Here is a 13,130-nt window from a genome sequence, read left to right on the forward strand (position 1 = left end):
GGTGTCGGGTCCCGCTCCGCGGGCCTACGATGGGAGTGGTTCCGGCGTAGAGAGGATGTGTGCAGTGACTGCAAATCCCGCGGAGTTCCACAGCACTCCCAACGTTCCCCCGTCTTCGGCGGCCGCGCCGGCAGAGCCCCGGCGCCTCGTCGCGTACACGAAGCCGATCCTGAAGATGTTCCCGCCCACCAGCGAACACGCGGCCAAGGTGACGATGCTGACCGTCTATGCGCTGATGGTCATCGCCATCATCTTCATCGTCCTCCGGGAGGTCGGGCTCTTCAGCTAGCGGTGCACCCGCTATCTGGAATGACGGCCACCCCGTGACGGCCTGACTGCGGGCGCCGCGCCGCTGGGCCCTGCGCCGATCGGGCGCGCCAGCATCACCGCGATCGCGGTGGTCAGCGGAACCGACAGCGCCAACGCGATGCCGCCGACCGCCGACCGCACGATCTCGATGGCCACGGCGTCGCTGAGCAGCACGTCCTGGATCGACCGGCCCGCCACACTGAACAGCAACAGCAGCGGCAGTGCGCCGCCCGCATACGCGAGGACGAGGGTGTACACGGTGCTGGCGATGTGATCGCGGCCGACCCGCATCGCGGAACCGAAGATCTGGCGCCTCGACGCGCCCGGGTCGAGCGAGGCCAGTTCGAACGCCGACGCCGCCTGCGTGATGGTGACGTCGTTGAGCACACCCAGCGAACCGATGATGAAGCCGGCCAGCAGCAGGCCGGTGATGCTGACGTGCTGGATGTACGTCTGGACGTTGGTGTTCTGCTCCTCGGACAGCCCGGTCAGGCGCGTCATCTCGATGGTGGCGTAGGAGAGGACCGCCGCCAGGGCCATCGACGCGAGGGTGCCCAGCAACGCCGAACTGGTGCGTAGCGAAACGCCGTGCGCGAGATACAGCACGGCATACAGGATGACGGCGCCGGAGACGAGCGCCACCGGGATCGCCGGCTGACCGTCCAACAGGGCCGGCAGTGTGAACAGGACGAGCACCCCGAACGAGACGACGATGCCGACGAGCGCCCGGAACCCGCGCCACCGCGCGACGGCGATCACGACGGCGGCGAACGCGAGTGCGATGAGCGTGACGGGCAGCCCGCGGGCGTAGTCCTCGAACGAGTACTCCGTCGTGCCGTTCACATCCGTTTGGCGGGACAGCCGGATGTTCTCGCCCACGCGGAGGTCGGGCTGGCCGGGGCCGGGGATGATCTCGAGCAGCGTCTGGGTGCCGGTGTTGGGACCGGACTCGATGTCGACGATGCTGCGCTGGCACTCGTAGGCGCCGGCGGGCGGGGGCAGCGGTGCGCCGGTGAAGACCCGTCCGGCGGACGGGCTTCCGCAGTCGCCGATGTTCTGCATCGTGACCGTGCCCGACTCCGTGACGACGGCTCCGCCCTGGGCGCTCTGGAACGGCTGCTCGACGTCGACGCTCGGCTTGCCGGGCCACAACGCGATTGCGCCGATGAGGACCGTGACACCGATGGCGACGAGGAGCCCGACCACCACCTTGGCGGCAACGGGTCCCATCGGGGCCGGTCCGTCGCTGTGGCTGTGGCCGTGGCCGTGTCCGTGGAATTCGCTCATCGTCCGCTTCGGGTCGGCTGCTGGGGGGATTGTCTCCGCACGCACGACAGGGTAGCCGGAAGCAGACCGGGGACGCTGTGACGGAAGTGGCGTGCGGTGCCGGTGTTGCCGACCTGTCCGGTGTGTATTGCTCTCGTGTCGCTTATATGTCGCCGGTGTGATTAGATATCGGAACATGGCACGTGGCAGCTAATCTGCAGCGAACGCCGAGTTTCACGCAAGGGTGGTCCGGAACTCCGAACGAGGGGTGTGTTCCGCGGGTGACAAGCCGCTGCGTGGAGAGAAGTGCCGAGCTGGGTGGCGGGGTACAGGGGGGGTTGACCCCGCCACCAACCTGGCGCCCACAGGGGGGGAGGGGCGACAGGTGCTCGCGGCACTCGAGGTGCCGGTTGCCAATCTACCGACACATGAGGGGTATTCGTCAACCGGGTAGGTGAAATCGCCCACATGTCGTGACCTCGAACGCCGACGGCCTAGGATTATGGCCGTTCGGAGGTGTTCCAGTGCGAATCTCGCGGCCGTCGCGACCCAGCAACCATCTTCGCCGGATCGTGGCGGAGATGGGTATTCCCGTGCCCTGGAACAGGGACGAGCTGATCGGTGGTGTCGCGGCCCGCCGGGGCCGCCCGATCCACCTGGTTCCCGTCTCGCATGCCCTGGTGCAGGGCGGACATTCCGGACTCTGGCTGGCACGGGCCGAGGACGACGTGATCCTCTACGCGACAGGGATGTCGGACGTCCACGCCACCCACATCATCTGCCACGAACTGGCGCACATGGAACTCGGCCACGACCGCGACACGATCGGGGACACCTCCGTCGACTCGACTGTGCTGTCGGCGGCCGCGCCGTCGGTCGACACGACAGGCGTGGTCAAGATGCTCGGCCGGTCCAACTACTCGAACGACCAGGAATACGAGGCGGAACTGCTCGCCACCCTGATCATGGCGGGCCGCCGGGCGACGACCGCCGGCGACACCGCCGGTGACGCCCGGGTGTCGCGGATGCTCGGAACGTTCTGACGCCGTGTACGAACCGCCCACCTACGTGAGCTGGCCGCTGCTCGCCGTCGTCTGGGGGACCACCCTCCTGCGCGTGGCCCTGGTCCGGTCGACCGTCGCCGAACGCCGGATGAACGCCGCCCTCGTTTTCGCCTCGCTCTCCCTGGTCCTCCAGCGGTCGCTGGCGCAGCACTGGCTCGATCTCTGGTTCGGGCACGGATTCGCGAACACCCTCAGCAACGTCTGCATCATCCTCACCGCGGCGTCGCTGATCAGCCTCTTCTCCGCGTGGGCACTCGGCCCCGCGCGTCTACCCCGCATCCACGTCGTGTCGCTGTCGGTGGGCCTCGTCGCGGGGGCGATCCTCATCGCCCTCAGCGCCCCGGCGCGGTCGCGGGGCGTCGCCATCGCGGACGAAGGTGGCTGGCTCTTCGCGGCCTACTGCATCACGTACGCCGTTCCGATCCTCGCCGTCGCCGTGCTCAACCTGTGGATCTCACTGAAAGCCGTGCGCAGCGCGACACCGGGACGCGAGCGCCGGGTGTTTCTCGCCGTCATCGCGCTGTCGCTGTTCGAGGTGTTCGACATGGGTGTCGTCATGACGACCGGGGTGGTCAACGCCGTCAGCGAAGACAACGCCCTGACCGAATCGCACAGCGACTCGGGGGCCTTCATCCGCGTGCTCGTCGTGTCGGCGGGCGCGATCATCTCGGCGGGACCGGTGATCCGGGCGGTCGGTCACCGGTGGCGGTCGCGGCGGGTCATTCGCCGGCTGCAGCCGATGTGGCGGACCCTCACCGGCGCGGTCCCCGAAGTGGTCCTGGAACTGCGGCCGGCCGACCGCCGGGCGCTGTCCGTCCGCGGCCGCCTGGACCGCATGAGCGTCGAGATCCGCGACGCGATCATGGTCCTCGACCGGCACGTCGTGTTCGAACTCGGCGACCACACCGGCATCGCGCCGCCCGTGGTCACGGCGGCGCGACTGCACCTCGCGTGCCTGGCCCGCAGCGCCGGTCACCGGGCACACGGCACGGGCGGGACGACGCACCGGTTCGTGACCGACGTCGGCGGCGAACCGTGGGAACTGGCGCGGCTGGCCGACCACTGGAAGGACGGCGAGCGTGTGGCCGCCGCGCTGTGGGCGCGGCGCCTCCCGCAGTTCGGCGGACCCGAGGACCCGTCGGCGCGCGTCCCCGCTCAGGTCTGACGAGGATCCGGCGACGCGACCGGCAGGGGGCCGTGGCTCCGCCGCAGATTCTCCAGAAGCGGGATCAGCGATTCCATCTCGGCGGTGGTCGGTTCGGCGCTCGCGTCGAGCGATCGCATCGAAAGGTGCTGCACCCCGGCCTCGCGGACGGCGATCTTGAACCGGACCAGGGTGTCGTAGTCGTGGTAGCCGTCGGCCGCGAGGTACTGCTCGGGGGCGTGGAAGTGCTGCGCGACCGCCCGCAGGACGTCGGGCTCCGGAGGCTCGTGATCGCTGCTGCGCAGCGACTCGATCTCGGACGGCGCGACGGGGCGGCCGAGGATCCGCGACACCCCGGCGGCGACGGTGTCCTCGCCCGGTTCGGGACCGTCGAGATCGTGGGCGAGGGAGAACAGGCGGTTGACCCGCACCGACAACGGCACCCCGGTCATGCGGTCACCTCCGCGTCTCCGCTGCTTTCAGGATCGTCGGTGGCGACGAGTTTCACCGCGTCCTCCCATCGACGCCAGAAACGCTCCCGGGTGGCCGCGTCGAGATCCTCCCCCCGGCCGTAGAGGAAGCGGCGATACCGCGCCTCCTCGAGTTCGCGGGCATCGGTGACGGTCGACGGTTCCTCCAGCAGGTGGCCGAACGCGAACTCCACCAGCGGCTGGCGGGGTCCGGCCGGCCCTCCGTTGACTTCCAGCAATCGTGTGACGTAGGCGCCGGTGATCTTCGAGACCACACGGCTCAGTTCGCCCGCCGCCTCGGCCAGGCCCGGCACTTCGGGGTGCGCCACACTCAGCTGCGTGAGCTGGGTGTGCGGCCCCAGGATCTCGATGATCGTGTCCAGGTCCAGCGGAATCTCCGACGGTCCGAGCGTCAGCGGACGCGACGACGGCGCCCGCTCGTCCCCGTCGAGCGCCTCGAGGGGAGTCGGGTGACCGCCGTCGAGGGTGCGGGCCGCGCTGCCCGGCGCCCACCGCAGCGCGACGTCCAGTTTGCGGAGCGTCTCGATGCTCGGATCCGGGCCGGTCCCGTTCTCGGCGCGCGTCTGAGCTGCGTCGGACGGGCCACCGGCGGCCGTGACCTGGTCCTGTGTGAGGTTCAGCAAACGCCGTCGCCGGTGGACGAATTGTCCGAAACGCGCGCGGGTGCTGGTGACCATTCTTTTCCCCCAGGAGACACGCAAGCGACGCGCGTGTCGCTTGCTGTGTCTCGATCCTACTGCTTGTAGCTGGTGAGGAAATTACCGAACCGCTCGATGGCGACAGCGAGATCCCGCGCCCACGGCAGCGTCACGATCCGGAGGTGGTCGTGGTCCGGCCAGTTGAAGCCGGTGCCCTGCACCATCAGGATCTTCTCCTGCAAGAGCAGGTCCTGGACCAGCTTCTCGTCGTCGTAGATCTCGTAGACGTTCGGGTCGAGGCGGGGGAACGCGTACAGCGCGCCCTTCGGCTTCACACACGAGACGCCCGGGATCATGTTGAGGCGTTCCCAGGCCACGTCACGCTGCTCGAGCAGCCGGCCACCCGGCAGGATCAGGTCTTCGATGCTCTGGTGCCCGCCGAGCGCCACCTGGATGGCGTGCTGACCGGGCACGTTCGGGCACAGACGCGTCGACGCCAGCAGGTCGAGTCCCTCGAGGAAACCTGCGGCGTGCTCCTTGGGGCCGGTGATGGCCACCCAGCCGGACCGGTAACCCGCGACGCGGTACGCCTTCGACAGGCCGTTGAACGTCAGGCACAGCAGATCCGGGGCCAGCGTCGCGAGCGAGATGTGCTTGGCGTCGTCGTAGAGGATCTTGTCGTAGATCTCGTCCGCGAGAAGCAACAGTTGATGCTTGCGCGCCAGGTCGACGAGCTGCTGCAGGACCTCCATCGAGTACACCGCACCCGTCGGATTGTTCGGGTTGATGACGAGGAGGGCCTTGGTCTTGTCGGTGATCTTGGACTCGATGTCCGCGATGTCGGGGTTCCAGTCGTTGCCCTCGTCGCACAGGTAGTGCACCGGGGTGCCGCCGGCGAGGCTCGTCATCGCCGTCCACAGCGGGTAGTCCGGCGCCGGGATCAGTACCTCGTCGCCGTTGTCGAGGAGCGCCTGCATCGTCATCGTGATGAGCTCGGACACGCCGTTGCCCAGGTAGATGTCGTCGACGTCGAGTTCGGGGAACCCGGCGACCAGTTCGTAGCGGGTGACGATCGCGCGCCGCGCCGACAGGATGCCCTTGGACTCGGAGTACCCCTGCGCGTACGGGAGCGCGGCGATCATGTCGCGCATGATCACGTCGGGCGCATCGAAACCGAACGGCGCGGGGTTGCCGATGTTGAGCTTGAGGATCCGGTGTCCCTCCGCCTCCAGCCGGGCGGCGTGGGCATGTACCGGTCCACGAATCTCGTAGAGCACGTTCTGGAGCTTGGTGGACTGCTCCAGCTTGCGATGCGGCATGCGGTGGTGGCCGTGGTCTGGGTTGCTCACGACGGTCATTCTCCCACTCCCGGGCAACCCGATTTCTACTGGTGGGTATCGGACCGTCGTCGTGTCGTCGAAACACGCCGCCCGCGCACGCGCCCGTCGTACCCTCGAGAGGGGGTCGTGTTCACCGCGCCCGGAGGGAAAGACCCACATGGCAGCACCGGTAACCCGCCGTCCCGGCCCCGTCGACATCGCGCACCACAGCCACCTCGTCGGAGTGTTCGAGCCGCAGCGGGAGGAGGTCGACGTCCGGGATCTCGAGGTGATCGGCGAACTGCCCGCCGATCTGCACGGCGCGTATCTGCGCAACGGTCCCAATCCGCGGTTCGACCCGATCGGCACCTACGTGTATCCACTCGACGGCGACGGCATGGTCCACCGGGTCGAGTTGGCCGACAGTGCCGCCCGGTACACCAACCGATTCGTCCGCACCCCCATGGTGACGGCGGAAGAGGAGGCCGGCCACGTCATCTGGGCAGGCGTCACCGACCTGTACACGCCGACCGCGGACGAAGTGGGACCCGAACTGGCGGGCACCTCCCGGGAACTGCCCGACATCAACATCGTCCGGCACGGCGGTCGACTCCTCGCGATGGCCGAAACGACGCTGCCGTACCGCCTGGGCCCCGCCGACCTGAGCACGCTGGGGCGGGACAACTGCGACGGCGCCATGGGCGTGGGCAGCACCGCGCACCCCAAGATCGACCCGGTCACCGGACAGATGGTGCTTTTCAACTACATGCTGGACGCCCCGTACCTGACGTGGTCGGTGGTGAACCCGGACGGTTCGGTGGCGCGGACACCGACGCCGGTCGAGGGCGTGGACACACCGCTGATGGTCCACGACATGGCGCTCACCCAGCGCTACATACTGCTCATGCTGTGCCCGCTGGTGTTCGACATCGCCGCCGTGCTGACCGGCGGGTCCGTGCTGGACTGGCGACCGGAGGACGGCACCCGGATCGCGCTGATCCCGCGCGACGGCGGTCCGGTGCGGTGGACGACCCATGACGCGTACTGGGTGTGGCATTTCGCGAACGCGTTCGACCTGCCCGACGGGCGGGTGAGCGTCGACTACGTGGAGTGGACGTATCCCGGCGGATTCGCGAAGGCCCCCGCGCCGTCGCTGGGCTCGCTGATCCGCGCCGTCGTCGACCCCGGCAGCGGACGGGTGACGCGAGAGGTGGTGTGCGACCGCGACGTCGAGTTCCCACGGGTCGACGACCGGGAGCTGACCCGGGGGCACCGCACCGTGGCGACGGTCGGCAAACTCGACCGCAGTCAGGGACGGCAGGATTCGCTGTGGTTCTTCGACACCGCCCGCGGCACCGAGGCGCACTGGGACCCGGGCAGTGTGTCGGTGGGCGAGCCGATCTTCATGCCCGGCGCCGAGCACGAGTACTGGGGGATGATCGGTACCGACCGCAGCGACCTGACGTCCTGGTTCTTCGTGCTGCCCGCCGACGACCCCGGGTCGGGGCCGATCGGGAAGGTGCGACTGCCGATTCGGGTTCCGGCGGGCCTTCACGGCGCGTGGCTGCCTGCGGAGTAGCGGGCGGCGGAATATCCTCGGCGGATGACCTCTGCGCCCTACGGTTCCTGGCCCTCTCCGATCGCGGCGGCGGACCTCGCCTCCAGCGGCCACCCCGTCGAGGGTGGCCGGTACGTGGGCGACGACGTGTGGTGGTCGGAACTGCGACCCAGTGAAGGCGGGCGGGTCTCGGTGCGGCGGCTCGGCCTCGACGACGAACCGGAAGACATTCTGCCCGCACCGTGGAACGCCCGCACCCGCGTCCACGAGTACGGCGGCGGCGGCTGGACCGTCACCGACGCCGGCCACCTCGTGTTCGCCGAATTCAGCGACCAGCGCCTGTACATGCTGGAAGGCGGGACCCCGGTGCCGCTGACACCGGAGCCACCGCAGCCCTGCTCGCTGCGGTACGGCGACCTGTCGGTGGTCGACGGCGAGGTGTGGGCGGTCCGCGAAACGCACGACACCGAGGGCGGCGTCTCCCGCGACATCTGCGTCGTTCCGCTGGACGGGTCGGCGGCCGACGACCCGCATCGGGTACGGTCCGTCGTCGCCGGCTCGGACTTCCTGGCCAATCCTCGGCTGTCGCCGGACCGCAGGCACCTCGCCTGGATCGCCTGGGATCACCCCCAGATGCCGTGGGACGGCACTGAGCTCAGGGTCGTGGCCGTCGAGGGCGGCCGCGTCACCGGGAAGGTGCGGACACTGCTCGGCGGTACCGAGGAGTCGGTGCTGCAACCCGAATGGGTCGGGCCCACCGAGCTGTACACGATCAGCGACCGCAGCGGCTGGTGGAATCTCTACCGGGTGGGCATCGACGACCCGGAGCCGGTGGCGTTGTGCCCGATGGACGCCGACTTCGGCGGTGCGCTGTGGATGCTCGGCGGCCGCTGGCACACCCGCCGCGACGACGGCACACTGCTGACCGTGCGGACGTTCGGCACCGACACCCTCGCCGTGCTCGATCCGGCCACCGGTTCGTTGGTGGACATCCCGCTCGACGGGCTCACCAGCATCGGGCTCGGGGATCGCAACGGCAACCGGATCCTACTGCTCACCGGCGGCGCCCAGACCCCGGCGGGCCTCCGCGAACTCGACCTCGGCACCGGTGAACTCCGCACAGTCAGGCTGTCCGTCACCGAACTGCCCGAGGCGGCGTATCTCCCCGAAGCCCGGCAGCTGACGTTCCAGGGCGCCGAACGCGAAGTCCACGCGATCGCCTACCCGCCGCGGCACCCGCGGTACCGGGGCGAGGACGGGGAACTGCCGCCGTACGTGGCGTTCGTGCACGGCGGGCCGACGTCGCGGGTCGCGCCGTCGCTGAATCCCGTGTTCGCGTTCTTCACCAGCCGCGGCATCGGCGTCGTCGACGTGAACTACGGCGGGTCCACCGGGTACGGGCGCGAATACCGCAACCGGCTGCGGGGCCAGTGGGGGGTCGTCGACGTCGAGGACGTGGTGACCGCGGTGACCGGCTTGGCCGAGGCGGGGATGGCGGACCCTCGCCGGCTGGCGATCGAAGGCGGATCCGCCGGCGGCTGGACCGTGCTCGCCGCACTGACGACGTCGGACGTGTTCGCCTGCGGTGCGTCCTACTTCGGTGTGGCCGAACTCGACGGTTTCGTGAAGGAGACGCACGACTTCGAGTCCCGGTACATCGACGGCCTGATCGGCCCGCTGCCCGAGGCCGCCGACCTCTACGCCGAGCGGGCGCCTCTCAACAACGTCGCCGGGCTGAACTGCCCGGTCCTGCTGCTGCAGGGGCTCGACGACCCGATCGTGCCGCCGTCGCAGGCGGAACGGTTCCGGGATGCGCTCGTGGAGAAGGGCATCCCGCACGCCTACCTCGAATACGAGGGAGAGTCGCACGGATTCCGGAAGCTGGCCACCCTCATCAGCTCCCGTAACGCCGAACTCTCCTTCTACGGGCAGGTACTGGGATTCGAGCCGCCGGACATTCCGCGACTCGAACTGTGGCAGCCCGAGGGGTAGACAGTTCACCGGGCGAGCAGGGCCTCGCAGGAACGCGCCGCACACGCGCACGCCTGCACCGTCGCCGTGTCGATGGTCGGGCGTCCCGCCTGGGACCGCCAGAACCGCAGGGCCGTCAGCGCGACGCGTGAGATCTGCTCCGGGGCGGCATCAGCGGGCATGCCGAGGCGGGTGTGCGGCGACATGCCCTCCCCACCGAGCACCCGCTCGAGCAGGACGACGTCCGAGTCGGGGAGCTGCAGACCGCTCGCGCGCAGGCCCGACAGCACCCGCAGTTCCCGGAACACGTGGGTGTCCGCGAGCAGGCGATCCGCCGCCCGGCTCAGGCTGCGGCTCGCCGACGACGGGGTGCGGGCCAGCACGGCCTTGAGCGTGCGGAGCGCGGAATGCGCCTTCAATTCGGTGCTGCGCTGACCGAACTGCAGGTGCAGGGTGCGGCGGAGGTCCTCGAGGCCGCTGTGCGTCGTCAACTCGCGGGCCAGAGCCGGCGCGTCGGTCGCGCCCGCGCGAATCAGCCTGACCGCGAACCGGACACCGAACAGGCCGAAACTCTCGAGAAGATCGCGTCGCTGACCGGGCGACAGCACGAGATCGGTGTCCTCCGCCGTGAACCGGGTGATCGAACGCAGCGCGGACTCGAGCACACCGTCCGGAACGGTGGCGAGCACCGCCAGGTCGTCGAACTCGGTCTGACGCAGAGTGCGACCGCGCAGCGCGAGAAGTCCCGACACGGGCAGCAGGCTGCGTTGCACACGGCGGCCCGCTTCGTCGGCGGCGGCCCGGGCCGCGTCGAGGGTGCGTTCGCGGCCGCCCCTCACCTCGTCGGCCCGCGACAGCACACCGACGATGCCGAGCGGACCGGCGGCCGTACCGACCCGCGTCTGCAACTGGTCGAGCAACCGGACGTCCGCGCCGTCGGTGCCCCGGGTCAGGTAGACGACGGCGTCGACGTCGCACGGGCCGTCCTCGGGGAGGAGCAGCGCCCGGGTCCGCGCCGACACGTCCCGCGAATTCGACGACGTTCCCGGCGTGTCGACGAGCGTGAACTCGCCGAGCAGCGCCGACGGCCACCCCACCTGCAGCCGCTCCACCCGATCCGCGGTCACCGTGCCCAGATCCAGCGAGAGCCTGCCCCCGTCCCGGTGCACCGGCAGTCGCGTCCGGCGTCCCGAGTCGTGAGTGAGATCGATTCGCGGCGTGGCAGACTGCTCGAACCAGGTGACCACCCGGGTGCACTCGGTGGCGTCGGTGGGTGCGATCTCCTCGCCGACGAGGGCGTTGAGCAGCGTCGACTTCCCGGCCTTCAGCGTGCCGGTGAGGGCAACGCGCAGCGGTTCCTCGAGGCGGGCCCCGCAGTGCCGGAGTTCCTCGACGGAGGCGGGGTCGCCGCGCAGTTCGTGACGGGCGGCATCGATCAGCTGGCGGGTCTGGGAGCCGAGGCGAGTGACGCTCACGCCGCCACCTGCCCCGCGAATCCGGCGGCCTGCACTCGGATCTGCCGCAACGTGTCGAGTTCCGTGCGGATCTGCGCTGACCGCGTGGCACGGTGATCGTCGTGCACCTTCGACGCGTCCGTCGCCGCGCGCAGCGAATCGTCGACGGAACGCAGCATCTCGTTCGCCAGATCGGTGAAGTGGTCGCGCAGCACGCGCTGCACCTCCCGCAGCCGCTGCTTCGACTCCTTGCCCACCTGGAAGATCACGTCGTCCATCAACCGCGACACGGCCACCTTCGCCTCCGCCTGTCTGCGGGCGGTGCGCGCCTTGCGATCCTCGCGATACGTGTTGGCGCCGAGCAGCACTCCGGCGCCGATCGAGAACGGATTCACCAGCGCCAGACCCGCCAGGCTCGTGACCAGCCCGACCATCAGCACACCGCCGTACGACCCGCGCATGCTGGAGAGCACGCGTTGTGTGAAACCCTGTGCACTCTCCAGGGATTCGAGGGAGTTGACCGGTTCGAGCACGTGATCCACGTTGTCGATGCGCAGCGCCGGAACCGGGACCTTGCCGTCTTCGGCGAAACGCTGCGCGACCGAGAGGGCGAGGGCCTGCGAACGAGTGTGGGCCATCACGAAGTTCTCCCGCACACACGTCGCGATCTCGCCGTCGAGCCAGGAACCGAACTCCTCCCACCGCGGTGCAGGATCGGACTTGCCGATGTCTTCCTCGGCCGCGCGGATGACGGTGCGCAGACGGTGCCGCAAGTCGTGTTCGATGTCCGTCATCAACTCGATCGCGCCGTCGGCCAGCGTGTACTGCCAGTTCGCGGATCGCTGGCGGAGCTGATCCGCCGCCACGCGGGCCCGGGTCATCTGGTCGAGAAGCACGGCGCCGCGCTGCGGATCCTGCAACGCGTCCAGTTCCGAGCTCAGCGACAGCGACAGGTGGTCGGTGACGGTGCGTACGTCGGCGATCACCGAATTGCGAAGCACGACATCCGCCTTCGCGATCACGTGACTGCGAAGATAGTCGACGAGCTGCGGAATGCCGGATTCGACGTCGAGCGCGTCGTCGCCGGCCTCGCGGGCGTCCGCGTGCATCATCGCGGACACCGGGAGCAGTGGCAGCGCAAGGTCCGCATTCTGCAAGTGGGTGCGGTTGGCCTTCTGGATGTCCGCCCACCGCGGATAGAAGTCGATCTTGTTGACGACGCAGATCACCATCGGGCACAGCGTGTGCACCTGCGTCAGCAGGGCGATCTCGGGTTCGGTGTATTCCTGACTCGCATCGGAGACGAACAGCACCGCGTCCGCCGTGGGGACCAGTGCCAGCATGTCCGCCGCGCGAGTGGGAGCGTGACCGGAGAAACCGGGTGCGTCGACCAGCACCAGACCCTCCGCGAGCAGATCGTGGGGGAGGGTGACCGTCGAATCCGAGTCCGAGGCGACAGGTCCGTACTCGACGACCACCGGCTCCTGCCGCGACCGTGCCGTCGTCGACACGTCCCTGTCGACGAGCGCACCGGCCACCGAACTGACGCCCTTGTCGGTCAGGCCGAGCACCACCACCCGCGTTCGCGGATCGGCGAGACGAGACTCGGTGTGCGACAGCCGGGTCAGGAGGTCACCGCGACCCGCAAGCCGGGTCAGCGCCGCCAACTGCGACAGCAGCGCCGCCATCGACGCAGTGGCCTCGGCGGGAAGATTCGGGTGCACAGGGGCGGTGGCGGCTGAGGATTCGAGGGTGGCGTTCATGATCTCCGCAAGAGTCGGTGACGGGCATTCGAGCGAGGGGAGTGGGGGGGGAGGGGGGAGGGGGGGGGGGGGGCCCCCACCTCCAAGGCAGAACACACGCCTTTTTACGGGCTCTTTCTCCGCCCCAACCCTGTCCTTGGGGTTTGCCACGCC

Annotated in this window: 11 protein-coding genes; 5 read left to right on the forward strand and 6 right to left on the reverse strand. The window is 69.3% G+C overall.

Going from position 1 to position 13,130, the window contains the following annotated elements:
* Positions 1-55 precede the first annotated feature (55 nt).
* A complete protein-coding gene (locus ACFU5V_RS04650; protein ID WP_378697242.1) occupies positions 56-289 on the forward strand; it encodes a hypothetical protein in 234 nt (77 codons plus the stop codon).
* Positions 290-300: 11 nt separating this feature from the next.
* Here ACFU5V_RS04650 and ACFU5V_RS04655 read toward each other — a convergent pair whose 3' ends face one another.
* Complete coding sequence (locus tag ACFU5V_RS04655; RefSeq protein WP_378697244.1) at positions 301-1,596, reverse strand: YibE/F family protein; 1,296 nt, start codon at positions 1,594-1,596, stop codon at positions 301-303.
* 560 nt (positions 1,597-2,156) lie between these two features.
* Here ACFU5V_RS04655 and ACFU5V_RS04660 point away from each other — a divergent pair.
* On the forward strand, positions 2,157-2,618 hold the full coding sequence (locus tag ACFU5V_RS04660; RefSeq protein ID WP_378433485.1) for a hypothetical protein: 462 nt from the start codon (positions 2,157-2,159) through the stop codon (positions 2,616-2,618).
* 4 nt (positions 2,619-2,622) lie between these two features.
* Entirely contained in the window at positions 2,623-3,804 is a 1,182-nt protein-coding gene (locus ACFU5V_RS04665) for an MAB_1171c family putative transporter (RefSeq protein ID WP_378697246.1), read from the forward strand.
* Here the strand turns inward: ACFU5V_RS04665 and ACFU5V_RS04670 are convergent.
* Genes ACFU5V_RS04670 through ACFU5V_RS04680 form a run of 3 tightly spaced genes read right to left on the reverse strand, consistent with a single transcriptional unit; the run spans position 3,795 to position 6,270 of the window.
* Positions 3,795-4,235, reverse strand: coding sequence for a hypothetical protein (locus ACFU5V_RS04670; RefSeq protein WP_378697248.1), 441 nt, complete (start codon positions 4,233-4,235; stop codon positions 3,795-3,797). The genes ACFU5V_RS04665 and ACFU5V_RS04670 overlap by 10 nt on opposite strands.
* Positions 4,232-4,951 (reverse strand): XRE family transcriptional regulator, encoded by a 720-nt coding sequence (locus ACFU5V_RS04675; RefSeq protein WP_378697250.1) that lies wholly within the window; start codon positions 4,949-4,951, stop codon positions 4,232-4,234. The genes ACFU5V_RS04670 and ACFU5V_RS04675 overlap by 4 nt, the downstream gene beginning before the upstream one ends.
* A 56-nt stretch (positions 4,952-5,007) precedes the next feature.
* The gene (locus tag ACFU5V_RS04680) at positions 5,008-6,270 is read right to left on the reverse strand and encodes a pyridoxal phosphate-dependent aminotransferase (protein WP_005253480.1); all 1,263 of its coding nucleotides are present in this window, start codon (positions 6,268-6,270) and stop codon (positions 5,008-5,010) included.
* 139 nt (positions 6,271-6,409) lie between these two features.
* On the opposite strand from ACFU5V_RS04680, the gene ACFU5V_RS04685 reads away from it, so the two are divergent.
* Positions 6,410-7,810 carry a carotenoid oxygenase family protein gene (locus tag ACFU5V_RS04685; protein ID WP_378697252.1) on the forward strand — a complete coding sequence of 467 codons (1,401 nt, stop codon included), beginning with the start codon at positions 6,410-6,412 and terminating at the stop codon, positions 7,808-7,810.
* Positions 7,811-7,834: 24 nt separating this feature from the next.
* Positions 7,835-9,781 carry a prolyl oligopeptidase family serine peptidase gene (locus tag ACFU5V_RS04690; RefSeq protein WP_378697254.1) on the forward strand — a complete coding sequence of 649 codons (1,947 nt, stop codon included), beginning with the start codon at positions 7,835-7,837 and terminating at the stop codon, positions 9,779-9,781.
* 5 nt (positions 9,782-9,786) lie between these two features.
* Here ACFU5V_RS04690 and ACFU5V_RS04695 read toward each other — a convergent pair whose 3' ends face one another.
* The gene (locus tag ACFU5V_RS04695) at positions 9,787-11,235 is read right to left on the reverse strand and encodes a dynamin family protein (RefSeq protein WP_378697256.1); all 1,449 of its coding nucleotides are present in this window, start codon (positions 11,233-11,235) and stop codon (positions 9,787-9,789) included.
* Positions 11,232-12,977: an Isoniazid-inducible protein iniA gene (locus ACFU5V_RS04700; RefSeq protein ID WP_378697258.1), complete on the reverse strand. Its 1,746-nt coding sequence runs from the start codon at positions 12,975-12,977 to the stop codon at positions 11,232-11,234. The genes ACFU5V_RS04695 and ACFU5V_RS04700 overlap by 4 nt, the downstream gene beginning before the upstream one ends.
* Between the last annotated feature and the right edge of the window lie 153 nt (positions 12,978-13,130).

It is taken from the genome of Rhodococcus sp. NPDC057529 (assembly GCF_042802055.1).
Taxonomy (GTDB): domain Bacteria; phylum Actinomycetota; class Actinomycetes; order Mycobacteriales; family Mycobacteriaceae; genus Rhodococcus_F.